Source organism: Staphylococcus sp. SM3655 (genome assembly GCF_016917315.1).
GTDB classification, from domain to species: domain Bacteria; phylum Bacillota; class Bacilli; order Staphylococcales; family Staphylococcaceae; genus Staphylococcus; species Staphylococcus aureus.
Genome location: NZ_CP070305.1, coordinates 2,161,150 through 2,186,852 on the forward strand (window position 1 = coordinate 2,161,150; position 25,703 = coordinate 2,186,852).

Consider the following 25,703-nt stretch of genomic DNA (forward strand, 5'->3'; position numbering starts at 1 on the left):
AAATACGGAAATGAAATTAATTAACGAGAGACAAATAGGAGTAATGATAATGAAGTTTACAAATTTAACAGCTAAAGAGTTTGGTGCCTTTACAGATAGCATGCCATACAGTCATTTCACGCAAACTGTTGGCCACTATGAGTTAAAACTTGCTGAAGGTTATGAAACACATTTAGTGGGAATAAAAAACAATAATAACGAGGTTATTGCAGCTTGCTTACTTACTGCTGTACCTGTTATGAAAGTGTTCAAGTATTTTTATTCAAATCGCGGTCCAGTGATCGATTATGAAAATCAAGAACTCGTACACTTTTTCTTTAATGAATTATCAAAATATGTTAAAAAACATCGTTGTCTATACCTACATATCGATCCATATTTACCATATCAATACTTGAATCATGATGGCGAGATTACAGGTAATGCTGGTAATGATTGGTTCTTTGATAAAATGAGTAACTTAGGATTTGAACATACTGGATTCCATAAAGGGTTTGATCCTGTGCTACAAATTCGTTATCACTCAGTGTTAGATTTAAAAGATAAAACAGCAGATGACATCATTAAAAATATGGATGGACTTAGAAAAAGAAACACGAAAAAAGTTAAAAAGAATGGTGTTAAAGTAAGATATTTATCTGAAGAAGAACTGCCAATTTTTAGATCATTTATGGAAGATACGTCAGAATCAAAAGCTTTTGCTGATCGTGATGACAAATTTTACTACAATCGCTTAAAATACTACAAAGATCGTGTGTTAGTACCTTTAGCGTATATCAATTTTGATGAATATATTAAAGAACTAAATGAAGAGCGTGATATTTTAAATAAAGATTTAAATAAAGCATTAAAGGATATTGAAAAACGTCCTGAAAACAAAAAAGCGCATAACAAGCGAGATAACTTACAACAACAACTTGATGCAAATGAGCAAAAGATTGAAGAAGGTAAACGTCTACAAGAAGAACATGGTAATGAATTACCTATCTCTGCTGGTTTCTTCTTTATCAATCCATTTGAAGTTGTTTATTATGCTGGTGGTACATCAAATGCATTCCGTCATTTTGCCGGAAGTTATGCAGTGCAATGGGAAATGATTAATTATGCATTAAATCATGGCATTGACCGCTATAATTTCTATGGTGTTAGTGGTAAATTTACAGAAGATGCTGAAGATGCTGGTGTAGTTAAATTCAAAAAAGGTTACAATGCTGAAATTATTGAATATGTTGGTGACTTTATTAAACCAATTAATAAACCTGTTTACGCAGCATATACCGCACTTAAAAAAGTTAAAGACAGAATTTTTTAGGAAGGGAATTATCAAAACATGAAATTTACAGAGTTAACTGTTACCGAATTTGACAACTTTGTACAAAATCCATCATTGGAAAGTCATTATTTCCAAGTAAAAGAAAATATAGTTACCCGTGAGAATGATGGCTTTGAAGTAGTTTTATTAGGTATTAAAGACGACAATAACAAAGTAATTGCAGCAAGCCTTTTCTCTAAAATTCCTACTATGGGAAGTTATGTTTACTATTCGAATCGTGGTCCAGTAATGGATTTTTCAGATTTAGGATTAGTTGATTATTATTTAAAAGAGTTAGATAAATATTTACAGCAACATCAATGTTTATATGTTAAATTAGATCCGTATTGGTTATATCATCTATATGATAAAGATATCGTGCCATTTGAAGGTCGCGAGAAAAATGATGCCTTAGTAAACTTGTTTAAATCACATGGTTACGAGCATCATGGCTTTACAACTGAGTATGATACATCGAGCCAAGTACGATGGATGGGCGTATTAAACCTTGAAGGTAAAACACCCGAAACATTGAAAAAGACATTTGATAGTCAACGTAAACGTAATATTAATAAAGCGATAAACTATGGTGTTAAAGTCAGATTCCTTGAACGTGATGAGTTCAATCTTTTCTTAGATTTATATCGTGAAACTGAAGAGCGTGCTGGATTTGTATCAAAAACAGATGATTATTTTTATAACTTTATTGACACATATGGAGATAAAGTATTAGTACCATTAGCATATATTGACCTTGATGAATATGTGTTAAAGTTGCAACAGGAATTGAATGACAAAGAAAATCGTCGTGATCAAATGATGGCGAAAGAAAACAAATCAGATAAGCAAATGAAGAAAATTGCAGAATTAGATAAGCAAATTGATCATGATCAGCATGAATTATTGAATGCAAGTGAATTGAGCAAAACGGACGGCCCAATTCTAAACCTTGCTTCTGGCGTTTATTTTGCAAATGCATATGAAGTGAATTATTTCTCTGGTGGTTCATCAGAAAAATATAATCAATTTATGGGACCATACATGATGCATTGGTTTATGATTAACTATTGCTTCGATAATGGCTATGATCGTTATAATTTCTATGGTTTATCAGGTGATTTTACGGAAAACAGTGAAGATTATGGCGTATACCGCTTTAAACGTGGATTTAATGTACAAATCGAAGAATTAATAGGGGATTTCTATAAACCAATTCATAAAGTGAAATATTGGTTGTTCACAACATTGGATAAATTACGTAAAAAATTAAAGAAATAGATGTAAATGATGTTAGGGCTTATAGTTATTGATACTATAGGCTCTTTTTTATATGTTTTTTAATAAAGCCTCTAATGATATATTAAATGACAAGTTTAACAAGTGATTGCAATAAATATAAATATGAATTGCACAACCTATTTGTAAATGATTGAGTTGAGTATACTTTTTAATTCATTCAATATGACTCAAAACAAGCCAATATGTATTATATTTTTGGTGAATAAACCTTAGCATAACAATTTATGTCTGATTATATATGTGTGTGTTTGCAAGTGTGTGATATCAAATGTCATATTTGTCTAATTGTAATTTATAAAATGCATGAGCAATGATTGCTGTAACAAATTCTAGCAAAGTATTCAGTTTGTATTTTAGAAATAAAAATGATGATAGATGTATGATCGATATAAAAGATTTAATATGCACCAAAACGTGAGTAATTGGTTTAATGAAACATAACATGAATGTAAATTTAGCTTACTGACATAAACACTACACAAACATACAGTTATATAAGTCCCCTTATGGAATTTCACATTCTAGTTTACATAATATATATTATAGGAAGTAATGTGTGTGACGCAAAAGGTACCCTACATCATAATCATTATCTAATATCGTCACATAACTTACTTATGCTATAATCATGGTATTATATTGTTTGGAGTGATTTGATGAGATTTGTCTTTGATATTGATGGTACGCTTTGTTTTGACGGCCGATTAATTGACCAGACTATTATTGATACATTGTTACAATTACAACATGATGGTCATGAACTTATATTTGCATCAGCACGTCCGATTCGTGATTTGTTGCCAGTTTTACCATCAGTATTTCATCAGCACACATTAATTGGCGCAAATGGTGCTATGATTTCACAGCAATCAAAGATTTCTGTTATCAAACCAATTCATACAGATACATATCACCATATCTTAAAAATAATTCAAAAGTATGAGTTAGATTATATTATTGATGATGATTGGAATTATGCTGCACAACTTGACGCTGAGAACGCGATTTTTGAGCGTTTAGATCCACATAAGCTGGCCAGTTGTATTGATGTTGCAAATATCGACACACCAATCAAGATCATTTTATTAAATATAGACCCGGCACAAATTACAACTATATTAGACGAGCTAAATAAATACCATCAAGAATTGGAAATGATTCACCATTCAAATGAGTATAACATTGATATAACAGCGCAAAATATTAATAAATATACTGCATTACAATATATATTTGATGCAGATGTTAAATATATAGCATTTGGTAATGACCACAATGATATTTTCATGTTACAACATGCTAGTAGTGGCTATATTATAGGACCATCAGAAGCATACACACACGCAATATTGAAACTTGATAAAATCAAACACATCAATAATAATACACAAGCTATTTGCAAAGTCTTAAAATCATATAAATAAAAGCACCCCTATCAAATGATAATCATTATCAATCGATAGGGGCTATTTTAATAAAATTCGTCCTCGAACATTTCTTCCTCTTCATCTAATCCAAATAATTCTGCCATTTCTCCATGTTCAATTAACATGTTTAAATATGCATCGCGGAGTTCTTCTTCACTCATATCATTAATCATTTCTTTAAGACTATCAATCCACATATTTCTGCGTAATTGATAGTCTTCTTCAACTTCGTTTAACATCATTATATGTTTATTTGCTGCTTCTGGACTAGCTGTAAAGAGTAATGCAATCATATGTTTACATATCACTCGTCTTCCATCAGCATGAGGACAATTACATTTGGATTTTCTAGGATGTTCCATATCAATATAACAACGATATACTTTGTTGCCACTGCCCTTTACTTCAGCCTCATGCTGCGTTTCTGAAAATGATTTTAAGTTAATGACGCATTCACTTTGATAATAATTAAAGCCTCTTTCTATAGAACGAATACTTGCAATATCAAGTAATCCCATTAATGATACTCCTTTTTATTATTATTTTTAAATAAAGAAAATAAAATCGATAAGTGTCTAGATTAATATACTTGATTCATCTATATTTTATAACAAGTCTAGAATTATCGCATTCTTAAATAGCTAATATGAAAATGTTTGCACTAATTCTTTTGTATAAGGGTGTCTATCAACATTAAATAATTCCTCTATTGCAAAATCATCGACTATCATGCCATCCTTAAGAACGATAATTCTATTAACTAAGCGTTGTAACACGGATAAATCATGAGAAATAACGATAAAATGATTTAAGTTCGTAATCGTTTGCGCTTTTAATATATTGATTACATTTTGTTCAGCTATAACATCTAAATTTGAAGTTATCTCATCACATATTAAAACGCGAGGCTGTGCTAATAACGAACGCATGACATTAAATCTTTGTAATTGTCCGCCACTCACTTCGCTTGGTAATTTAGTCAATAATTGCGCGTTTAACTCAAAAGTAGATAAATGTTGTAATAATAATTGATCCTGAGCAGTATTATCAGTTAGGCCTCTGTAATAATATAACGCTTCTTTTAATGAGGTCTCAATCGTCCAATCAGGGTTAAAGCTAGTTAAAGGGTGTTGGAAAATCGTTAACACAGCATTATCACTTAAGTAAATTTCTCCTTTAACAGGTTTAAACAAGCCAAGAACCAATGAAGCGAGCGTACTTTTACCACAGCCACTTTCGCCTAAAATACCAACATTTTCTCCATCAGGTATAGTAATATTGATATCTTGTAGCACCATCTGCTTTTTATTATAACCAAAAGTCACATGTTTTAACTCAATCATAGTAATCCCTCTTTAATTGTGTTCTATATTTAATTAGACGTTCAGTATACGGATGCAAATGCTCATACTTGAAATGATTAATATTACCTCGTTCAATGATTTGACCTTCTTTTAAAACATAAATGTACTGACAATATTTCAATACATGACTTAAGTTATGTGTGATAATAAATAATGTTTGACCATGTTCTAATACAATATGCTGTAATAAATCCATCACTTGATTACCGTTCAAAGCATCCAATGATGCAACTGGTTCGTCTGCAATGATTAATTTAGGCTCCAACATGAGAACGCTTGCTATGTAAACGCGTTCAAGTTGGCCCCCAGAAAGTTGGAAACTATATTTATTTAATATATCTTTGCTTTGTAAATTAACCCACGACAAAGCCTTGTCAATTTTTGACAAAGCCTCTTCTTTACTACTTTTATAATGCTTACGATAAATCGCAGTTAACTGTTTACCTAATTTAGTATGGTCGTTAAAACTTTCTGCATAATTTTGAGAAATATAACCAATTGTATGACCATAATATTGACTCAATCTACTAATATTTTCTCCATCAAATTGGTACGAATCATACGTGCAGCTTAAATCAAATGGTAAATATTCAAGTAAGGCTTTAGCAATCAAACTTTTCCCAGCGCCGCTCTCTCCAATCAAGGCATTAATCTGTTGACTAAAAATTTTCAAATCAATCCCTTTAATAAGATATTTCTCACAAGTATTCTTTATTGTTAAATTTTGTATATCAATGAGACTCATCATATTCACCTCGTTGTTTTAGCGATCTATCTCTTAGCGCATCTCCGGTTAAATTAAAAATTAAAATAGTTATAGCAATGACTGAAGCAGGTGCAATCAACATAATTGGATGAGACGAAATAAAATCACGACCTTGTTGCAACATAGCGCCCCACTCTGGTGTTGGCGGTTGTGCACCTAACCCAATAAATGATAGTGAACTTATATATAAAATGATTTTACCGAAATCAACGACCATCAAAACGATAATAGCCGGTATAATTTTAGGTGTTAAATGACGTATTAATATTGTTCTTGTAGGTACATGAAATAATTGTGCCATTTTTATATAAGGCTTATTCATTTCGCTATTAACTATACTTCTAGTCAACCTTGTGTAATTCATCCATTTTATTACTGTAATTGAGATAACTAAATTCCACAAAGATGGTTGAAAAAAGCTTGCTAAAGCAATCATGATGATAAATTCTGGAATACTTAGACCAACATCAATAAACCTTAACACTAATCGTTCAATCCACCCTTTTTTATATCCGGCAAATAGACCTAGTGTAACACCTATGACAACGATAGCTATTAATGTTAAAACAGTAACAAACAATGTTGAACGTGCACCGATAATAATTCGGGTAAATAAATCTCTCCCATAATCATCAGTTCCTAATAAATGCAACCAACTAATAGGTTCAAAAGTTTGTGATAAATTGACTTTGGTTGCATTTTCACTACTGACAAAGAATTGCAGTACAATTACCACAAAAATAAATGCAACGAATACAAAAAATATCAGGTTATTCTTTGAAAATATTTTATGCATGACGGTCACTACTTTCTGATATCAATGGTGTATTGGTTTTGTTTTTTGGATTTCCTAATTGTAAACGCTGCTTCGGATCAAGTAATAACGTTAATAAATCAGCAATCGTATTGATAATAACAACGAAGAAGCCAATAAATAACACGCATCCTTGAATAACAGGATAATCTCGAGATTTAATACTATCCATTAATAGATAACCAATACCAGGTATATCAAATAAATTTTCAATCACTACAGTACCACCTATTAGACTGCCAAGTGAAATCCCTAGTAATGGGATAATCGGCAAAATTGTTGGTTTTAGTAAATCATGAATTAAAATATAACGTTCATTCATACCGCGTAATCTTGATGCTTGTACGATATTACTTTGCAATAACATCAATAAATTAGAACGCACTAAACGAATGATGTATGCACACATACCTAAAGATAGCGTGATTACAGGTAATATAAACTGACTTAGTATAACGCTATCTATATTCATTAAATTTGTGACAATAAATAATAAAATAATACCGATAAAGAACGCTGGTAAACTAATCGATAGTGTTGAGATCACTCTAATCACTTTATCCGTCCACTTATGAAATCGTTTGGCTGCTATAATGCCGAGCGGTATAGATATGCATAACGACACTACTAATGTTGAAAATGATATGAGTAATGTTATGGGTGCATAGTTGAATAATATCTGTGTTACCGGTTCTTTTGATTCAAAACTTTTTCCTAAATTAAAATGTAATAAATGATTCATCCAATGCCACCACTGTACCAATAAAGAATCATTTAATCCCAATTTATCTTTGGTTGCATTTATTTGTTCCGTCGACACTTGTGCTACATCAAGATGTAATATTTTATCAACAGGATTGCCTGGTGATAATTTCATTAAAATGAATGTAAGTGTAGAAATAACAAATAAAACAACTATCATTTGCATCAGTCTATACAACATAGACTTTATTATGAACATAATAGTCCCCCTCCTTGTGTAAGTTACTAACACTTTCTTTTTACATGAGAATGGCGCATGTATATGCAACTTACATATTAAGAACCAACGTTCATTATAGTATTATCCATAAAGAAATTGAAGTATATTTAATTTTTTAACAAAATCATTATAAAATATAATATTTTGAATCAAGTCAACCATGTAAAATATAAAAAAGTCAAAACAAAAACAACTATAGCACTGTATTCCATCTCTTTCGAAATAATTGTTACTGCAGTGTAACTTAAAAGTCGATGATTTTGTGCATATAGTTGTCGAATATTATTTTTTATCTTTACGGCGAAGTTCAGCGCCCTCATAGCCGTATTTTTCAATTTGCTTTTCTAATTTACGCGCTTTTCTTTCTTTACGCCAATTTCTAGTAAAATACCATAATAGAAAACTAATTAATAAACTCATGATCGCTAAAAATGCAGCGTATCCTAATAATGGTTGATATTTTATATCTTGAAAATTTGGAATAAAAAATGCAAGCACACCTAATATAACAAATGTAATTACTGCAGATACAAACCATTTATTTAAAACTAAGCAACAGAATATTGTTAATAAAATCATTATTAATGTTGTGATCCATAAATAATTAGGCATATCGAATAATGTCATATTCATTCTCCTTTTATTTCATTACTTTCCTTGTATACATTTTATTATAAATTTTTAAAAACTTAAACAATAGCAGTCAGTTTCAAGCAATATTCTATCTACTATTAGAAAAATCATTGTTCCTTGCGACATGGAAATCGTAACATTATCGTTTAGGAGACAAAATTATGTATAATGAATGTATTATACCAAAGGAGTGATTATATGTCTCAAGGTTTACCTTTAAGAGAAGATGTTCCTGTTTCAGAAACATGGGATTTAGTAGACTTATTTAAAGATGATCAACAATATTATGAAAGTATTGACGCTCTAGTACAACAAGCAAATCAATTTCATCATACATATGCAACAACATTAAATTCAATCGAACAAATTAATACTGCTTTAGCTGAATTAGAAAATATTTTAATTGCCTTAGATCGCTTAAGTAATTATGCAGAACTACGTTTAAGTGTAGATACTAGTAATATCGAGGCACAAGTATTGAGCGCTAAATTATCTACTACATACGGTAAAATTGTTAGCCAATTATCATTTGTAGAGTCAGAAATACTTGAATTACCAGAAGAAATACTTCAACAATTAGAAGAATCATGTCCATATCAACACTATATTAAACAGTTAATAAAACAAAAGCCATTCCAATTATCTGCGTCGGTAGAACAAGTATTAGCAACTTTATCACCTACGCTAAACAGTCCTTACGATTTATACGGCACGACAAAAATGCTAGATATTACATTCGATTCATTTGAACATGATGGTACAACGTACCCTGTCGACTATGCTACGTTTGAAAATGATTATGAAGATAATAAAGATCCTGAGTTTAGACGTAAAAGTTTCAAATCGTTTAGCGATGGGATTCGAAAATATCAGCATACTACCGCGGCTACATATAATATGCAAGTACAACAAGAAAAAATTGAAGCTGATTTACGTGGATTTGAATCAGTCATCGATTATTTATTACATAGTCAAGAAGTAACGCGTGATATGTTTGACCGTCAAATCGATATGATTATGCGTGACTTGGCACCAGTTATGCAGAAATATGCTAAACTTTTACAACGTATTCACGGATTAGATAACATGCGTTTTGAAGACTTGAAGATTTCTGTAGACCCTGATTATGAACCAGAGATTTCAATTGAAGACTCAAAAAATTATATTTTCGGTGCGTTAAGTGTTTTAGGTGATGACTATACAAACATGTTACGTGAAGCATACGATCAGCGATGGATTGATTTTGCACAAAATAAAGGTAAAGATACAGGCGCATTTTGTGCAAGTCCATACTTTACACATTCATATGTGTTTATTTCTTGGACTGGTAAAATGGCTGAAGCATTTGTCTTAGCACATGAATTAGGTCATGCAGGTCATTTTACATTAGCTCAAAAACATCAACCATATCTTGAATCAGAAGCATCAATGTACTTTGTTGAAGCCCCTTCTACAATGAATGAAATGTTGATGGCCAATTATTTATTTAACACAAGTGATAATCCAAGATTTAAGCGTTGGGTTATTGGCTCAATTTTATCTAGAACATATTATCATAATATGGTTACCCATTTATTAGAAGCTGCTTATCAACGTGAAGTGTATCACAAAGTAGATCAAGGTGAATCTTTAAATGCGCCGACATTAAATGAAATAATGCTAAATGTTTATAAACAATTTTTTGGAGATGCAGTAGACATGACTGAGGGTGCTGAATTAACATGGATGCGTCAACCTCATTACTATATGGGATTATATTCGTATACGTATTCTGCTGGCTTAACAATCGGAACTGTCGTTTCTCAAAAGATTAAAAATGAAGGCCAACCAGCTGTTGATGCTTGGTTAGAAACATTGAAAAAAGGTGGTAGTGTATCACCTGTCGAACTTGCAAACATTGCAGGTGTAGACATTACTACAGAACAGCCACTTAAATCTACAATTCAATATATTTCTGATTTAGTCGATGAAGTTGAAAAATTAACAGATGAAATTGAGCAAGCAAATAACTAAGATGCGAGACAATTTATAGTAGAACAATATAAACCAAGATTTTCACATTACTAATTGTGAGAATCTTGGTTTTTTTGAGGGTTTATGAATGATAGAAATATATATTTATCGTAAGGGATTTTATAGTAATAACTTTAAGTTATTGTTCGTAATGTGTACCTGTTAAATAAAAATAAACACTTTCAGCGATGTTAATAATATGATCACCAATACGTTCTAAATGTCTTGCTGCTAAATGAGCTTGTGCAGCGACAAATGGATCGTTATCAATAAGATACGTTGCGTTAATAATATGACTATATAAGTCATCGATATCTTCATCACGCTCAATTATTTCTCTTATTAATACGGTATCTTTCTTTTTAAATGCTTGATCTAAGTCCTTTAACATTAACATAGCTAATTTACCCATTGTCTTTAAACAGGTTAACACATAATCATCTGTAATCTTTGTACGCAATCGAATAGTGGCAATACTCGATGCATTATCTCCTATTCTTTCTAAATCGGAGGCGATTTTTAATGAAGAAATCATCATACGCAAATCACTCGCAATGGGCTGTTGCTTTGTAATTAACATGATAACTCGCTCATTAATATCATAATTTAATTGATTGATATGTTTATCGTTTTTAACTGTTTGTCGTGCAAAGCCTCTATCGTCAATACTTAATGATTTTATACCATTTTCAATACTCACATAGACATTTGCACCTAACCGACGTAATTCCTTTATTAAATCATCAAGTTGCTCCTGATATCGCTGTCTAATTATTGCCATTATATATCAACCAAACCTTCCTGAAATATAATCTTCTGTTTTCTTGTTTGATGGGTTAGAGAAAATTTTATCAGTATCATCATATTCATTGACATAACCATTTAAGAAAAATGCAGTTTTATCTGATACACGAGCTGCTTGTTGCATATTATGTGTAACCATAATAATTGTATACTTTTCTTTTAGTTCTTGAACCAACTCTTCTACTCTTAATGTTGAGATTGGATCTAATGCTGATGTCGGTTCATCCATTAAAATGACTTCAGGTTCAATTGCTAAACAACGCGCGATACAAACACGTTGTTGTTGCCCACCGGATAAACTATATGCATTTGTGTGCAACCTATCCTTTAATTCATCCCAAATTGCAGCGCCACGTAATGATTTCTCAACGATTTCATCAAGAACTTTTTTATTTTTAATACCGTGAATCTTTGGACCGTAAGTAATATTATCGTATATTGATTTTGGAAATGGATTAGGTTGTTGAAAGACCATGCCCACATTTGTACGTAATTGTTCTTTAGAATATTTTTGATCAAAAATGTCTTGATCTCGATATAATATTTTACCAGCTGTTTTCACAGAAGGTACTAACTCAACCATTCGATTCAAAGTTTTAATATATGTTGATTTGCCACAACCAGATGGACCTATAATGGCAGTAATTTGGTTTTCATAAATATCTAAATTAATATTTTGTAATGCATGATTTTCGCCATACCATAAGTCTAAATTTTGTGTTGAATATATAACAGAATGTGAGTTTGTATCATCTGGTGTTTTATGATGACTTTGTGAGACATCAAACGTATGACTTTGAGATATTTGTTTAGTTTGTGCAAGTGTTTGCGCCATATTTAAAACTCCCTTTTTAATAGATAAATGAGATTGATTGTTTAAATTAGAATTTTTTACTAAATTTGTTACGTAAAATAATCGCAACGCCATTCATTAAGATTAAGATAACTAGTAAAACGATAATGCCTGCCGATGCAACATTCTGGAATTCTTCTTGAGGCATTTTCGCCCAAGTAAATATTTGGATTGGTAATGCTGAAAATTGATCCAATATACTTCTAGGTGTTGCCAATAATATAGTCGGTATACCGATTAGCACAAGTGGCGCTGTTTCTCCCAGTGCTCTTGAAAGAGACAAAATGAATCCAGTTAAAATACCAGGTAACGCTGCTGGTAAGACAACACGTCTTATCGTTTGCCATTTATTAGCACCTAAACCATAAGAAGCTTCGCGTACTGAGTTAGGTACAGCTCTAATTGCTTCCTGACTTGAAACAATAATAATTGGTAATATCAGTAAGGTCATTGTTAGCGCTGCTGCCAATATACTGTTACCCATTTTCAAGGCTTCAATCCCCGCACCACCAACGAACAAAGTGTAACCTAATAACCCAAATACAACTGATGGTACACCAGCTAAATTGGAAATACTGATTTTAACAAACTGAGTAAATTTGTTGTTTTTCGCATATTCTTCTAAGTATATAGCTGTACCTATTCCTAGGATGATTGATAATGGAATGATACTTAACATTAACCAAAGTGAACCGATTAACGCGCCTTTAACGCCAGCCATAGATGGTGTTGAAGAAGAAAAATTAGTGAAAAACTGTAAATTTAAATGACTTACCCCTTTAATCAATGTTTGAGTTAACAACGCAATAAGTACGACAAGTCCTAATAATGTACATGCTAAAAATATGAGTTTGAACACTTTATTTTTAACCGTTCTGGATGATAAATGTTTTTGGACAAGTTGTTGATCGACGAGTGATTGTCTATTATTATCTGTCGTTTCCATATTAATACTCCTCCCTAAAACGCTTAGAAATCCACTGAGAAAGTAAATTCATGATTAAGGTAAAGATAAATAGTGTGAACCCTACAGCATAAATACTGTAATAAATATTTGATCCAAATGTTGCATCACCTGTCGCTATCTCAACAATATATCCAGTCATTGTTTGAATCGAACTTGTTAAACTTAATGAAGCTGTTGGCGAACTACCTGCCGCTAATGATACAATCATCGTTTCTCCAATTGCTCTTGAAATCGCGAGAACGATTGAAGCTACAATACCTGATGTTGCTGCGGGAAGTACGACTTTAGTTGCTACTTCTAATTTAGTTGCTCCAAGTCCATAGGCACCTTCTCGAATTTTATTTGGTACAGATGCCATTGCATCCTCACTCAAACTTGTGATGAGAGGGACAATCATAATACCGACAACTAAGCCGGGACTTATAGCATTAAACTCTCCAAGACCTGGTATGAAAGATCTTAATACTGGTGTAACAAAGGTTAATGCAAAGAAACCAAACACAATTGTTGGTATTCCTGCTAAAATTTCTAATATCGGTTTAATTATGCGTCGTGCACGGTCACTTGCATATTCACTTAAATAAATTGCTGCACCAAGCCCGACTGGAACTGCAAATATAGTCGCAATAACTGTGATTTTTAAAGTCCCTATTATCAATGCCCAGATACCAAACTTAGGGTCTGAACCGGTAGGATTCCAAGTAGTAGAAAATAGAAATTCAGTTATTGGAATTCTGGTGAAAAAAGTGATGGTTTCTAAAAGCAATGTGATTAATATACCTAGTGTTGTTAAAATGGAAATCGCTGAAATTGCGGCTAAAATAACTGGTATAATTTTGTCATTATGCTTCCCTTTTTTATTATTATTTTTTTCGATTAAAGCTTTAACATTAGTAGATGAAGTCATAATCAAACCTCTTTCTATTACTCCCAAAATAATTAGATTTGTAAAATAATGATGAACCACTATTTTAAGTTGATAAGCTTGTAGACTAACTGAATGTCAAAATCAGCGTCTCGATAAATCAAGCTTTGTACTCTAAATAATGATTCACCATCAAAATCATGTTTCAAGACACATTTGAAATTGCGTCTTATTATTTTTTGTCTTCAGACTTTTTATCATCAGATTTCTTGTCGTCTGATTTTTGATTTTTATCAATAAATGCTTTTAAATCATCTAATTGTGATTTGTATGTTTTCTCTGGTGCTGCTACATATCCAGCTTCTTCAGCTGCTTTACCTTTATCTTCTAAGACGAATTTGATAAATTCTGACATTACTTTATTATCTTTCAATGCTTTTTCATTTACATAAATGAATAATGGTCTACTTAATGCATAAGAGTTATCTTGAATTGTTTTTTTCGTAGGCTCTGTTGCTTTACCATTTTCATCTTTGATTTTAACTTCTTTTAATTTATCTTTATTTTGTACGTAGAAGTTATATCCAAAGTATCCGATTCCCTCTTTGTTTTTCGTTACAGAAGAAACGATAGCATTTGTATCAGCATTTTTTTCTGCTTTAATATCTTCTTTATTCATTACTTCATTTTCGAAGAAGTCATAAGTACCATGACTTGAGTTTGGTGATACAGCATTTATTTTTTTATCTGGCCATTTACTATTAACATCTTTCCATGTTTTAGCTTTTCCAGAATAAATTGCTTTTAATTGCTGTTTGTCTAATTCATCTACAAAATCATTTTCTTTATTTACAGCAACCGTTACACCATCTTGCGCAATTTTAAATTCTTTGTATTTGATATTCTTATCTTGTAATTTTTGCTTCTCTTCATCTTTAATTGGTCTAGAAGCATCAGCGAAGTCGATATCTCCTGCAATGAATTTTTGGAAACCAGCACCTGTACCAGCTTGTCCTGCTGAGATTTTAGCATCCGAGTGATCTTGAGCCCATTTTTCATTTAATTTCTCCACAATTGGTGCTACTGTTGATGAGCCATCACCTTTAGCTTCCCCTTTTAAATCACTATTACCACTGCCACCATTACCGCCACCACAAGCACCTAATAATAGTGTTGCACCTAAAGCTGTAGTACCAACAAATTGCCATTTTTTCATTGAAATATCCTCCCTGTATGAACAACAAATAGTATTTGTATTGATTACATCTTTATCTTAACCTTGAATTATTAACCTCATTTTTAGAAACTGTAAATGTTACATAAAAATTTGTTAAGAAAATGTAAATATTAATTTTTGTTAATCTAAAAAATATTGCTTCATTAGTAAAATTAAAATGCTTCCTGAAGAATTATCGAAATTTAAATATGAATACAAAAATGGCTGGGACATAAATCCCTAAAAAAACAGCAGTAAGATAATTTTCAATTAGAAAATATCTTACTGCTGTTCTCTATTTATACAATACTTCGTATTGAATGGCTTCGCTTTGCCCGTCTGTCACATTACTGTAAAATTCTATAAATAGAATTTTTGATGACGGGTCCCTTCCTAGGGTGCCGTCTCAGCCACCCCAACCGGCACATTGTTGTAAGCTGACTATATGTCAGCTTCTGTGTTGGGGCCCCTGTCTTCGACTGGCACTGCTCCCTCAGGAGTCTCGCCATTAATACTACGTATTAACATGTAATTTTACTTTGAAATACATTAAAGCCCAAATTAATCAAAAGCTTTCTGAACCAGAAACGAAAAAAATCTATAGTCATAGAAAAATTTATGTAGAGCCTGTTTTTGGATTTATGAAGGCTATTTTGGGTTTCACTCGAATGTCAGTTCGAGGAATAAATAAAGTTAAACGAGAGCTAGGTTTTGTATTAATGGCACTTAATATAAGGAAAATAGCAGCTCAACGAGCTGTACATTATAAAATACATATCAAAAAAGCTGATTTCCATCAAATAATTAATAGAAATCAGCTTTTTTACATTGCCTAAGAACTTAATGTCCCAGCCTATTCGTTTGAATTATTTAATTTTTTACTTTGAAAGGAATGTTTAAAAAACTACTTCATCTGTCCGATTTAATATTGAAAAAAAAAACACGCATCCTACGACACGTGTAAAAATGATTATTCTTTTGAGTCCATTCGACTCCAACCTTTTTTAGTTAAAGCGATTTTACCTGTTTCTATATTAATAATCTTCTGTTTATATAAGTGACCGATTGCACGTTTGAATGAACCTTTACTCATATTGAATACTTCTTTAATCGCTTCAGGGCTTGATTTGTCCCAGAATGGTAATTCACCATCATATTCAACTAGTAAATCAAAGATGACTTGGCCGTCATCGTCTAAACGTTCATGTGCAAGTGGTAAAAATGAACCATTTAACTCACCTTTATCATTATGCCCGATAATTCTAACTTGAACAGATTCACCTAATCTTGGTTCAGCTTTACGTTCTGATTCATGTACGAAAATTTTGTAACCTGATTCGCTTAATAAAAAGCTACCAATTCGTAATACGCGGTAAGGTTTGGCTTCAATGACTTCGTTTTTTAAATTATCGTCGTGTACAGGTGTAAACATATTTTCTACAACAGATTCACTCGCTAAACGTCCATACATATGATTCTCACGGTCAATTCGTAATGTAACTAGCAAATAATCACCAGGTTGTGGCCATAGTGATTTCACTTTTGGTAAATCTTCCCATGGTACTAACACTTCACGGGGTAATCCAACATCTATACGTGCCCCATCGCGATCCGTTTTAAGTACTTTAGCAAAGTCATATTTATCTTTCGTAATATCAGGCATATTTTGAGTTGCAAATAATTCACCTGAACGGTTTGGATAAATGAAGAAACTATATTCTTCACCTACTTCTAATTCATCATCATCGTTCATTTCTGATTGGTTTAACTTTACGTTTTCACCGTTTGGTCCTTTTAAAAGGTAAGTTGAACCTTGTAACCCTACTACTTCAAGGAATTCTATAGAACCTACTATATCTTTGTCTAATGCCATGTTATTCTCCTTCGATTCTTGTATTCTTTATTATTATAACATGTGTGAGTCATTCTATCATTACAACTTATATGAGGTCGAAACTGTGACGATAATATGATATAATTCTTCCGTTAGAATATCGAATGAAAAAAAGGAGAAAATGCATGTTACAAGTAACTGATGTGAGTTTACGTTTTGGAGATCGTAAACTATTTGAAGATGTAAATATTAAATTTACAGAAGGTAATTGTTATGGATTAATTGGTGCGAATGGTGCAGGTAAATCAACATTCTTAAAAATATTATCTGGTGAATTAGATTCTCAAACAGGACATGTTTCATTAGGGAAAAATGAACGTCTAGCTGTTTTAAAACAGGACCACTATGCTTATGAAGATGAACGCGTGCTTGATGTTGTAATTAAAGGTCACGAACGTCTTTATGAGGTTATGAAAGAAAAAGATGAAATCTATATGAAGCCAGATTTCAGTGATGAAGATGGTATCCGTGCTGCTGAACTTGAAGGTGAATTTGCAGAAATGAATGGTTGGAATGCTGAAGCTGATGCTGCTAACCTTTTATCTGGTTTAGGTATCGATCCAACTTTACACGATAAAAAAATGGCTGAATTAGAAAACAACCAAAAAATTAAAGTATTATTAGCGCAAAGTTTATTCGGTGAACCAGACGTACTATTACTGGATGAGCCTACTAACGGTCTCGATATTCCAGCAATCAGTTGGTTAGAAGATTTCTTAATTAACTTTGATAATACTGTTATCGTAGTATCGCATGACCGTCATTTCTTAAATAATGTATGTACTCATATCGCTGATTTAGACTTCGGTAAAATTAAAGTTTATGTTGGTAACTATGATTTTTGGTATCAATCTAGTCAGTTAGCTCAAAAGATGGCTCAAGAACAAAACAAGAAAAAAGAAGAAAAAATGAAAGAGTTACAGGACTTTATTGCTCGTTTCTCAGCTAACGCTTCTAAATCTAAACAAGCAACAAGTCGTAAAAAACAACTCGAGAAAATTGAATTAGATGATATTCAACCATCATCAAGAAGATATCCTTTCGTTAAATTCACACCTGAGCGCGAAATCGGTAATGACTTACTAATCGTTCAAAATCTATCTAAAACGATTGACGGTGAAAAAGTATTAGATAATATTTCATTCACAATGAATCCAAATGATAAAGCAATTTTAATTGGGGATAGTGAAATTGCGAAAACCACATTGCTTAAAATATTAGCCGGTGAAATGGAACCAGACGAAGGTTCATATAAATGGGGTGTAACAACGTCATTAAGTTACTTCCCTAAAGATAACTCAGAATTCTTTGAGGGCGTTAATATGAACCTTGTAGATTGGTTAAGACAATACGCACCAGAAGATGAGCAAACTGAAACATTTTTACGCGGCTTCTTAGGCCGTATGCTATTTAGTGGAGAAGAAGTTAAGAAAAAAGCTAGTGTACTTTCAGGTGGAGAAAAAGTACGTTGTATGCTAAGTAAAATGATGTTATCAAGTGCAAACGTTCTTTTACTTGATGAACCAACAAACCACTTAGACTTAGAAAGTATTACTGCTGTTAATGATGGACTTAAATCATTCAAAGGTTCTATTATCTTTACTTCATATGACTTTGAATTTATCAATACAATCGCAAACCGTGTTATCGATTTAAATAAACAAGGTGGCGTTTCAAAAGAAATTCCATATGAAGAATATTTACAAGAAATCGGCGTTTTAAAATAAACATAATATGTAGAATTTCTTTTCGAAAATCTCTGTATTGAGGCCCGACCAACTTGCACATTATTGTAAGTTGGCTTACTGTCACCTTCTATATTGGGACTTATTCCGCAACTTGTATTGTTTGTAGAAATTAGGAATCCAATTTCTCTATGTGTTGCACCGACAAGGATTGAAAAAAGCTAGCTACAAAGTCATTTTCATTCAGTCAACTACTGTCAATATAACATTGCAGGGCCTAGGGCATTGATTCATGTCCGAGACTATATTCAATTTAATAGACATTAACTGGGCGTCTCGATGCTAATATTTATAGCATCGAGGTGTCCTTTTTATTTTATTTTTTAACACATCAGCATAGTGAACACCCCTTCTCTAAATTACAAATACAGTTATCAACGCATTAAAAGAGTACATTTATTTAATGTGCATATTGATTATGCTATAAGTATTTTGAATTTTATTTTTCAAAAAGTCTCATTATCACCACCTTTTAAAATATAAGCAACGCTATAACTTGAATTTTCAGGTTATTCCAAAAAATCTAAATTATCGGTTTACATTCATATTTGTCATATGTATAATGAACACATACCAATTTAATAATATTTTGATGAGGCGCATCAATCATGAGTAAAGTTTAGATTACTGTCTGCTAACAGCTAAATTTGAAAGGGTGCGATGCCGAAGCAATTATAATAGCAGTTATAATTTGTTGGACTTTTTGGTTAAGAGCTGAGAGTTTGTCATTATTTAAAAATAATGGAGTGCATCACTTGTATATAGATTAAGAGCAAGTTCGCATTCCGAACTTGTTCTTTTTTTATTATTGTGTGCCCTTCCTAACAATTAGGAGGATTATATGGTAACAAGAAGTGTGTTGAAATTTGGCGGATCATCCGTCAGTGATTTTACAAAAATAAAAAGGATCGCTGAAATGTTAAAGGAGCGAGTCAATCAAGATGAACAATTAATTGTCGTTGTAAGTGCTATGGGTAACACAACAGATCAATTAATGACGAATGTATCGACCTTGACTAAAGCACCAAAACAACAAGAACTGGCATTATTATTGACAACCGGAGAGCAACAAACTGTATCTTATTTATCAATGGTATTAAATGATATCGGTATGAATGCCAAAGCAATGACTGGCTATCAAGCGGGTATTAAAACCATTGGCCATCATTTAAAAAGTAAAATTGCTCAAATTAATCCTCAAACATTTGAACAAGCCTTTCAAGAAAACGATATTTTAGTAGTTGCTGGATTTCAAGGCATCAATGAACATCAGGAATTAACAACTTTAGGCAGAGGTGGTTCTGATACGACCGCTGTGGCACTTGCTGTTAGTAATCAAATACCTTGTGAAATTTATACCGACGTTGATGGTGTGTATGCCACTGACCCAAGACTTTTACCAAAGGCTAAACGACTAGACATCGTCTCATATGAAGAAATGATGGAAATGAGCGCTTTAGGTGCTGGTGTACTTGAAACAAGAAGTGTTGAATTAGCTAAAAACTATAATATCCCTTTATATTTAGGAAAAACTTTATCGAACGTGAAAGGAACATGGATTATGTCAAATGAAGAAATATTAGAGAAAAAAGCAGTTACTGGTGTGGCTTTGGATAAACATATGATGCATGTAACAATTAGTTATCCCCTACCTGACAATCAGCTACTTACCCAACTATTTACGGAACTTGAAGAAGGTGCTGTAAATGTTGATATGATTTCACAAATCGTCAACTTGGATGGGCTACAACTATCCTTCACGATTAAAGATAGTGATTTTCATCAAATTTCTATGATTCTTGAAACATTAAAGAATCAATATGAAGCATTAGCTTATAAAATCAATGAGCATTATGTCAAAATTTCATTAATTGGCTCAGGCATGCGTGATATGTCAGGTGTGGCATCAAAAGCATTTTTGACATTAATTGAAAATAATATACCTTTCTACCAAACAACAACATCTGAAATAAGTATTTCATACGTCATTGATGATTTTAATGGGCAACAAGCGGTAGAAAAACTATATGACGCATTTAACATTTAATGGTAAAATGATTGTTAAAATATTCTAAAAAATGGAAATTATTATAAAATGGAGTGACAAGTTATGACAAAGTTAGCAGTTGTGGGTGCAACAGGATTAGTAGGTACAAAAATGTTGGAGACATTAAATCGTAAAAATATTCCTTTCGATGAATTAGTATTATTTTCATCAGCACGTTCTGCAGGGCAAGAAGTTGAATTTCAAGGAAAAACATATACAGTTCAAGAATTAACTGATGCTCGTGCAAGTGAACATTTCGATTATGTATTAATGAGTGCTGGTGGCGGTACAAGCGAACACTTTGCCCCACTTTTTGAAAAAGCTGGTGCAATCGTTATAGACAATTCAAGTCAATGGCGTATGGCAGAAGATATTGATTTAATCGTTCCGGAAGTCAATGAACCTACATTTACAAGAGGTATCATTGCCAATCCAAACTGCTCTACGATTCAATCTGTTGTACCTCTAAAAGTATTGCAAGATGCTTATGGTTTAAAACGAGTGGCATATACAACATATCAAGCTGTATCAGGTTCAGGGATGAAAGGTAAGAAAGATTTAGCTGAAGGTGTAAATGGTAAAGCACCAGAAGCATATCCACATCCAATTTATAATAATGTGTTACCGCATATTGATGTGTTTTTAGAAAACGGATATACAAAAGAAGAACAAAAAATGATTGATGAGACGAGAAAAATTTTAAATGCGCCAGACTTAAAAGTAACAGCAACATGCGCACGTGTGCCTGTTCAAGATAGTCATAGTGTTGAAATTGATGTAACGCTTGACAAAGAAACAACAGCAGAAGATATTAAAGCGTTATTTGATCAAGATGACCGCGTTGTTTTAGTAGACAATCCAGAGAACAATGAATATCCAATGGCAATCAATTCTACTAATAAAGATGAAGTGTTTGTTGGCCGTATACGTAGAGATGATTCATTAGAAAATACTTTCCATGTATGGTGTACATCAGACAATTTATTAAAAGGTGCTGCATTAAATGCTGTACAAGTATTGGAACAAGTTATGCGTTTAAAAGGAGCGAATTAAAATGACACATTTATTTGAGGGTGTTGGCGTTGCACTTACAACCCCTTTTACAAATAACAAAATTAATATTGAAGCTTTGAAAACACACGTTAATTTTTTACTAGAAAATAATGCCCAAGCAATCATCGTTAATGGAACTACTGCTGAGAGCCCTACTTTAACAACAGATGAAAAAGAACGCATTCTAAAAACAGTTATTGATCTTGTAGATAAACGTGTTCCTGTCATAGCAGGAACTGGCACTAATGATACTGAAAAGTCAATCCAAGCTTCAATCCAAGCTAAAGCCTTAGGGGCTGATGCAATTATGTTAATTACGCCCTACTACAACAAAACGAATCAACGTGGTTTAGTCAAACACTTTGAAGCGATTGCAGATGCTGTGAAATTACCAGTCGTGCTGTACAATGTTCCTTCAAGAACGAACATGACAATTGAACCAGAAACTGTAGAAATATTAAGTCAACATCCTTATATAGTTGCTTTAAAAGATGCTACGAATGATTTTGAGTATTTAGAAGAAGTGAAAAAGCGAATTGATACAAATTCATTTGCATTATATAGTGGCAATGATGACAACGTCGTTGAATACTATCAACGTGGCGGTCAAGGGGTTATCTCTGTTATTGCCAATGTCATTCCTAAAGAATTTCAAGCGTTATACGATGCTCAACAAAGTGGATTAGATATTCAAGATCAATTTAAACCAATCGGCACACTGTTATCAGCCCTATCAGTTGATATTAACCCAATTCCTATTAAAGCTTTAACAAGTTATTTAGGATTTGGAAATTATGAATTACGTTTACCATTGGTTAGCCTAGAAGATACAGATACTAAAGTGCTTCGTGAAGCATATGACACATTTAAAGCGGGTGAAAATGAGTGAAAATATTACTAATTGGCTATGGTGCAATGAATCAACGCGTTGCTAGATTAGCAGAAGAAAAAGGACATGAAATCGTTGGGGTCATTGAAAATACACCGAAAGCAACAACGCCATATCAACAATATCAACATATTGCAGATGTTAAAGATGCCGATGTTGCAATAGATTTTTCAAATCCAAATCTGCTGTTCCCTTTATTAGATGAAGAGTTTCATTTGCCATTAGTTGTGGCAACAACTGGCGAGAAAGAAAAACTACTTAATAAGTTAGATGAATTGAGTCAAAATATGCCTGTATTTTTCAGCGCGAACATGAGTTATGGCGTTCATGCATTGACTAAAATTTTAGCAGCTGCTGTTCCCCTACTTGATGATTTCGACATCGAATTGACTGAGGCACATCATAATAAAAAAGTAGATGCACCAAGTGGTACGTTAGAAAAATTGTATGATGTGATCGTATCTTTGAAAGAAAATGTAACACCTGTGTATGATAGACATGAATTAAATGAAAAACGCCAGCCACAAGATATTGGTATACATTCTATTCGTGGAGGTACGATTGTCGGTGAACATGAAGTTCTATTTGCTGGCACTGATGAAACGATTCAAATCACGCATCGTGCACAATCAAAAGATATTTTTGCGAATGGTGCAATACAAGCAGCAGAACGCTTAGTTAATAAACCAAACGGCTTTTATACGTTTGACAACTTATAAACATATTAAAGGAGATCGATTATTTTATGGTACAACATTTAACAGCTGAAGAAATTATTCAATATATAAGTGATGCTAAAAAGTCTACACCAATAAAAGTATATTTAAATGGTAATTTTGAAGGCATCACATATCCAGAAAGTTTTAAAGTATTTGGTTCAGAACAATCTAAAGTAATCTTTTGTGAAGCGGATGATTGGAAACCTTTTTACGAAGCATATGGTAGTCAATTCGAAGATATAGAAATTGAAATGGATCGTCGCAATTCTGCCATTCCATTAAAAGACTTAACAAATACGAATGCACGAATTGAACCAGGTGCGTTTATTAGAGAACAAGCCATTATTGAAGATGGTGCTGTCGTTATGATGGGCGCAACAATTAATATTGGCGCAGTCGTTGGCGAAGGTACAATGATTGATATGAATGCTACTCTCGGTGGTCGTGCTACAACTGGTAAAAATGTACATGTAGGGGCTGGCGCAGTATTAGCAGGTGTGATTGAACCCCCTAGTGCATCACCGGTTATAATCGAGGATGATGTATTAATCGGTGCAAATGCAGTTATTTTAGAAGGTGTACGTGTTGGTAAAGGTGCTATTGTTGCAGCTGGCGCGATTGTGACACAAGATGTACCAGCTGGTGCAGTTGTTGCTGGTACACCTGCAAAAGTGATTAAGCAAGCTTCTGAAGTACAAGATACTAAAAAAGAGATTGTAGCAGCATTAAGAAAACTGAATGACTAGTGACGTCAACGTATAATAATTTCAAGGTTGAGATACGATTATGTCTCAACCTTATTGTTTATCATTGAATAAACTTATGATCACAAATTTCGAAATACGTTACACTATTTATATAGTAATTTAACACAAAGGATTGATAATTATGAATGAATTAGAATTTGTTACGAAACATCGCCGTCATTTACATCAACATCCTGAATTAAGCTTACATGAATTTGAAACAACTGCTTATATTAAAGCGTTTTTAGATAGTTTAAATATTAAATACGATTGCCCATTGGAAACTGGCGTCATTGCATACTTAGAAGGTAATGGCTCACATACGATAGCGTATAGAGCTGATATTGATGCGTTACCTATTTTAGAGGAAAATGATGTGCCTTATCGCAGTCAATCTGATCATGTGATGCATGCTTGTGGACATGATGGTCATACAACTGCATTAATGCTTTTTGTACAACGTTGCAAAGACATGCAAGATGCAGGTCAATTACCGCAAAATGTCGTTTTCATTTTCCAACCTGCAGAAGAAACTGGTGGCGGTGCAAATCGATTAATAAAAGCCGGTGCCTTTGATAAGTATCCAATTGAAGCGGTATTTGGTATTCATGTTAACCCATTTGCTGATGAAGGCATTGCAGTGATAAGAGATGAAGAAATTACGGCCAGCGCAACAGAGTATCGCTTTTTCTTAACAGGCCTGTCAAGTCATGTTGCTGATAAAGAACAAGGTCATTCTTGTGGTGAAGCATTACAACATGTATTAACTCAAATATCACAAATTCAACAATTTCACCTTAACGGTTTGAAACGAAATATTGTTCATATTGGTCATTTTAAAGCTGGTGAAGCGATTAACACTGTACCAAGTAATGGCTATTTAGAAGGTACTATTCGTACATATGATATTGATGATTTAACAATCGTTAAAAATCAAATGCACAAGATAGCAGAAAGTGTCAAGCTTCTGTTTAATGTAGATTGTGAAGTTAAATTTGCAGAAGGTTATCCCCCTACAATCAATAGTCCGAAATTACGTACTCAAATAGAGGACGCCTTAATAAAAGCTGATTTAAATGTCTATGACAAACCAACGCCATTCTTATTTGGGGAAGATTTTAGTTTTTATGGTCAACAACTAGCTCCAGCTTACTTTGTTTTTATAGGAACACGAAATGAAGATAAAGGTTTTGTAACCGGTTTGCACACATCACATTTAAATTTTGATGAAAAAGTGTTAATAAACGTGGTTAATTTTTACGAAAATTTATTAAATAATTACAAAGAGGTGTAAT

The 25,703-nt window shown here is 32.7% G+C and carries 24 protein-coding genes, 1 pseudogene and 1 riboswitch; of the genes and pseudogenes, 12 read left to right on the plus strand and 13 right to left on the minus strand.

What is annotated here, in order from left to right; genetic code table 11:
• Window positions 1-49 precede the first annotated feature (49 nt).
• The 3 genes from femA to JQN76_RS10635 all read left to right on the plus strand — a co-directional run bounded on the left by femA (window position 50) and on the right by JQN76_RS10635 (window position 4,035).
• A complete protein-coding gene (gene femA / locus JQN76_RS10625; protein ID WP_000673315.1) occupies window positions 50-1,312 on the plus strand; it encodes a glycine glycyltransferase FemA in 1,263 nt (420 codons plus the stop codon).
• An 18-nt stretch (window positions 1,313-1,330) separates the two neighbouring features.
• Window positions 1,331-2,590, plus strand: a complete 1,260-nt coding sequence (gene femB / locus JQN76_RS10630; protein ID WP_000673098.1) for a glycine glycyltransferase FemB — start codon at window positions 1,331-1,333, stop codon at window positions 2,588-2,590.
• Window positions 2,591-3,267: 677 nt separating this feature from the next.
• Window positions 3,268-4,035 (plus strand): Cof-type HAD-IIB family hydrolase, encoded by a 768-nt coding sequence (locus tag JQN76_RS10635; protein WP_001213021.1) that lies wholly within the window; start codon window positions 3,268-3,270, stop codon window positions 4,033-4,035.
• Between the two features lie 47 nt (window positions 4,036-4,082).
• Here the strand turns inward: JQN76_RS10635 and JQN76_RS10640 are convergent, their stop codons facing one another.
• From JQN76_RS10640 to JQN76_RS10670, 7 genes are all read right to left on the minus strand, one after another.
• Complete coding sequence (locus JQN76_RS10640; RefSeq protein WP_000523668.1) at window positions 4,083-4,556, minus strand: SWIM zinc finger family protein; 474 nt, start codon at window positions 4,554-4,556, stop codon at window positions 4,083-4,085.
• Window positions 4,557-4,679: 123 nt separating this feature from the next.
• Window positions 4,680-5,381, minus strand: coding sequence for an ABC transporter ATP-binding protein (locus JQN76_RS10645; protein WP_000571259.1), 702 nt, complete (start codon window positions 5,379-5,381; stop codon window positions 4,680-4,682).
• On the minus strand, window positions 5,374-6,147 hold the full coding sequence (locus tag JQN76_RS10650; protein WP_000052315.1) for an ATP-binding cassette domain-containing protein: 774 nt from the start codon (window positions 6,145-6,147) through the stop codon (window positions 5,374-5,376). Before JQN76_RS10650 ends, JQN76_RS10645 begins: the two co-directional genes overlap by 8 nt.
• The gene (nikC, locus tag JQN76_RS10655) at window positions 6,134-6,964 is read right to left on the minus strand and encodes a nickel transporter permease (protein WP_000548937.1); all 831 of its coding nucleotides are present in this window, start codon (window positions 6,962-6,964) and stop codon (window positions 6,134-6,136) included. Before nikC ends, JQN76_RS10650 begins: the two co-directional genes overlap by 14 nt.
• Complete coding sequence (gene nikB, locus JQN76_RS10660; protein ID WP_000469951.1) at window positions 6,957-7,943, minus strand: nickel ABC transporter permease; 987 nt, start codon at window positions 7,941-7,943, stop codon at window positions 6,957-6,959. The genes nikC and nikB overlap by 8 nt, the downstream gene beginning before the upstream one ends.
• 170 nt (window positions 7,944-8,113) lie before the next feature.
• The gene (locus tag JQN76_RS10665; protein ID WP_001791844.1) at window positions 8,114-8,299 is read right to left on the minus strand and encodes a hypothetical protein; all 186 of its coding nucleotides are present in this window, start codon (window positions 8,297-8,299) and stop codon (window positions 8,114-8,116) included.
• A complete protein-coding gene (locus JQN76_RS10670; protein ID WP_000171798.1) occupies window positions 8,247-8,591 on the minus strand; it encodes a 6TM ABC transporter family protein in 345 nt (114 codons plus the stop codon). The genes JQN76_RS10665 and JQN76_RS10670 overlap by 53 nt, the downstream gene beginning before the upstream one ends.
• 204 nt (window positions 8,592-8,795) lie before the next feature.
• Between JQN76_RS10670 and pepF the strand changes: the two genes are divergently transcribed.
• Window positions 8,796-10,610, plus strand: a complete 1,815-nt coding sequence (pepF, locus tag JQN76_RS10675) for an oligoendopeptidase F (RefSeq protein WP_000077571.1) — start codon at window positions 8,796-8,798, stop codon at window positions 10,608-10,610.
• A gap of 139 nt (window positions 10,611-10,749) precedes the next feature.
• On the opposite strand, the gene phoU is transcribed toward pepF, so the two are convergent.
• The 5 genes from phoU to JQN76_RS10700 form a co-directional block, all read right to left on the minus strand.
• Window positions 10,750-11,391 (minus strand): phosphate signaling complex protein PhoU, encoded by a 642-nt coding sequence (gene phoU / locus JQN76_RS10680; protein WP_001836866.1) that lies wholly within the window; start codon window positions 11,389-11,391, stop codon window positions 10,750-10,752.
• 6 nt (window positions 11,392-11,397) lie between these two features.
• Complete coding sequence (gene pstB, locus JQN76_RS10685; protein ID WP_000079447.1) at window positions 11,398-12,249, minus strand: phosphate ABC transporter ATP-binding protein PstB; 852 nt, start codon at window positions 12,247-12,249, stop codon at window positions 11,398-11,400.
• A gap of 46 nt (window positions 12,250-12,295) precedes the next feature.
• Window positions 12,296-13,213 carry a phosphate ABC transporter permease PstA gene (pstA, locus tag JQN76_RS10690; RefSeq protein ID WP_000450297.1) on the minus strand — a complete coding sequence of 306 codons (918 nt, stop codon included), beginning with the start codon at window positions 13,211-13,213 and terminating at the stop codon, window positions 12,296-12,298.
• A 1-nt stretch (window position 13,214) separates the two neighbouring features.
• A complete protein-coding gene (gene pstC, locus JQN76_RS10695; RefSeq protein ID WP_000204625.1) occupies window positions 13,215-14,141 on the minus strand; it encodes a phosphate ABC transporter permease subunit PstC in 927 nt (308 codons plus the stop codon).
• A 190-nt stretch (window positions 14,142-14,331) separates the two neighbouring features.
• Window positions 14,332-15,315, minus strand: coding sequence for a phosphate ABC transporter substrate-binding protein PstS (locus tag JQN76_RS10700; RefSeq protein ID WP_000759232.1), 984 nt, complete (start codon window positions 15,313-15,315; stop codon window positions 14,332-14,334).
• 545 nt (window positions 15,316-15,860) lie between these two features.
• Between JQN76_RS10700 and JQN76_RS10705 the strand changes: the two are divergent.
• A pseudogene (locus tag JQN76_RS10705) lies at window positions 15,861-16,151 on the plus strand (transposase); the annotation flags it as partial.
• Between the two features lie 134 nt (window positions 16,152-16,285).
• On the opposite strand, the gene cvfB reads toward JQN76_RS10705, so the two are convergent.
• Entirely contained in the window at window positions 16,286-17,188 is a 903-nt protein-coding gene (cvfB, locus tag JQN76_RS10710; protein WP_001162359.1) for an RNA-binding virulence regulatory protein CvfB, read from the minus strand.
• Between the two features lie 146 nt (window positions 17,189-17,334).
• On the opposite strand from cvfB, the gene JQN76_RS10715 reads away from it, so the two are divergent.
• The 7 genes from JQN76_RS10715 (at window position 17,335) to JQN76_RS10745 (ending at window position 25,702) form a co-directional block, all read left to right on the plus strand.
• Window positions 17,335-18,936 (plus strand): ABC-F family ATP-binding cassette domain-containing protein, encoded by a 1,602-nt coding sequence (locus JQN76_RS10715; RefSeq protein ID WP_000942300.1) that lies wholly within the window; start codon window positions 17,335-17,337, stop codon window positions 18,934-18,936.
• A gap of 602 nt (window positions 18,937-19,538) precedes the next feature.
• Window positions 19,539-19,714, plus strand: a riboswitch (Lysine riboswitch).
• A gap of 81 nt (window positions 19,715-19,795) precedes the next feature.
• Complete coding sequence (locus JQN76_RS10720) at window positions 19,796-21,001, plus strand: aspartate kinase (RefSeq protein WP_000258712.1); 1,206 nt, start codon at window positions 19,796-19,798, stop codon at window positions 20,999-21,001.
• A 63-nt stretch (window positions 21,002-21,064) separates the two neighbouring features.
• Window positions 21,065-22,054, plus strand: a complete 990-nt coding sequence (locus JQN76_RS10725) for an aspartate-semialdehyde dehydrogenase (protein WP_000163531.1) — start codon at window positions 21,065-21,067, stop codon at window positions 22,052-22,054.
• A 1-nt stretch (window position 22,055) separates the two neighbouring features.
• Window positions 22,056-22,943 (plus strand): 4-hydroxy-tetrahydrodipicolinate synthase, encoded by an 888-nt coding sequence (gene dapA / locus JQN76_RS10730; protein ID WP_000149256.1) that lies wholly within the window; start codon window positions 22,056-22,058, stop codon window positions 22,941-22,943.
• Window positions 22,940-23,662, plus strand: coding sequence for a 4-hydroxy-tetrahydrodipicolinate reductase (gene dapB / locus JQN76_RS10735; protein WP_000698231.1), 723 nt, complete (start codon window positions 22,940-22,942; stop codon window positions 23,660-23,662). The genes dapA and dapB overlap by 4 nt, the downstream gene beginning before the upstream one ends.
• A 26-nt stretch (window positions 23,663-23,688) precedes the next feature.
• Window positions 23,689-24,408, plus strand: coding sequence for a 2,3,4,5-tetrahydropyridine-2,6-dicarboxylate N-acetyltransferase (gene dapD / locus JQN76_RS10740; protein WP_000249839.1), 720 nt, complete (start codon window positions 23,689-23,691; stop codon window positions 24,406-24,408).
• A gap of 142 nt (window positions 24,409-24,550) precedes the next feature.
• Window positions 24,551-25,702 (plus strand): amidohydrolase, encoded by a 1,152-nt coding sequence (locus tag JQN76_RS10745; RefSeq protein WP_001003793.1) that lies wholly within the window; start codon window positions 24,551-24,553, stop codon window positions 25,700-25,702.
• Window position 25,703 lies beyond the last annotated feature (1 nt).

Bases quoted from the DNA above. Each gene is read 5' to 3' on its own strand.
- JQN76_RS10670 (WP_000171798.1), bottom strand. From the start codon at position 8,591: ATGACATTATTCGATATGCCTAATTATTTATGGATCACAACATTAATA.
- phoU (WP_001836866.1), bottom strand. From the start codon at position 11,391: ATGGCAATAATTAGACAGCGATATCAGGAGCAACTTGATGATTTAATA.
- dapD (WP_000249839.1), top strand. From the start codon at position 23,689: ATGGTACAACATTTAACAGCTGAAGAAATTATTCAATATATAAGTGAT.
- dapA (WP_000149256.1), top strand. From the start codon at position 22,056: ATGACACATTTATTTGAGGGTGTTGGCGTTGCACTTACAACCCCTTTT.
- pstB (WP_000079447.1), bottom strand. From the start codon at position 12,249: ATGGCGCAAACACTTGCACAAACTAAACAAATATCTCAAAGTCATACG.
- JQN76_RS10700 (WP_000759232.1), bottom strand. From the start codon at position 15,315: ATGAAAAAATGGCAATTTGTTGGTACTACAGCTTTAGGTGCAACACTA.
- JQN76_RS10720 (WP_000258712.1), top strand. From the start codon at position 19,796: ATGGTAACAAGAAGTGTGTTGAAATTTGGCGGATCATCCGTCAGTGAT.
- JQN76_RS10715 (WP_000942300.1), top strand. From the start codon at position 17,335: ATGTTACAAGTAACTGATGTGAGTTTACGTTTTGGAGATCGTAAACTA.
- JQN76_RS10640 (WP_000523668.1), bottom strand. From the start codon at position 4,556: ATGGGATTACTTGATATTGCAAGTATTCGTTCTATAGAAAGAGGCTTT.
- JQN76_RS10725 (WP_000163531.1), top strand. From the start codon at position 21,065: ATGACAAAGTTAGCAGTTGTGGGTGCAACAGGATTAGTAGGTACAAAA.
- femB (WP_000673098.1), top strand. From the start codon at position 1,331: ATGAAATTTACAGAGTTAACTGTTACCGAATTTGACAACTTTGTACAA.
- cvfB (WP_001162359.1), bottom strand. From the start codon at position 17,188: ATGGCATTAGACAAAGATATAGTAGGTTCTATAGAATTCCTTGAAGTA.
- pstA (WP_000450297.1), bottom strand. From the start codon at position 13,213: ATGGAAACGACAGATAATAATAGACAATCACTCGTCGATCAACAACTT.
- JQN76_RS10745 (WP_001003793.1), top strand. From the start codon at position 24,551: ATGAATGAATTAGAATTTGTTACGAAACATCGCCGTCATTTACATCAA.
- femA (WP_000673315.1), top strand. From the start codon at position 50: ATGAAGTTTACAAATTTAACAGCTAAAGAGTTTGGTGCCTTTACAGAT.
- pstC (WP_000204625.1), bottom strand. From the start codon at position 14,141: ATGACTTCATCTACTAATGTTAAAGCTTTAATCGAAAAAAATAATAAT.
- nikC (WP_000548937.1), bottom strand. From the start codon at position 6,964: ATGCATAAAATATTTTCAAAGAATAACCTGATATTTTTTGTATTCGTT.
- JQN76_RS10635 (WP_001213021.1), top strand. From the start codon at position 3,268: ATGAGATTTGTCTTTGATATTGATGGTACGCTTTGTTTTGACGGCCGA.
- pepF (WP_000077571.1), top strand. From the start codon at position 8,796: ATGTCTCAAGGTTTACCTTTAAGAGAAGATGTTCCTGTTTCAGAAACA.
- JQN76_RS10650 (WP_000052315.1), bottom strand. From the start codon at position 6,147: ATGAGTCTCATTGATATACAAAATTTAACAATAAAGAATACTTGTGAG.
- JQN76_RS10645 (WP_000571259.1), bottom strand. From the start codon at position 5,381: ATGATTGAGTTAAAACATGTGACTTTTGGTTATAATAAAAAGCAGATG.
- nikB (WP_000469951.1), bottom strand. From the start codon at position 7,943: ATGTTCATAATAAAGTCTATGTTGTATAGACTGATGCAAATGATAGTT.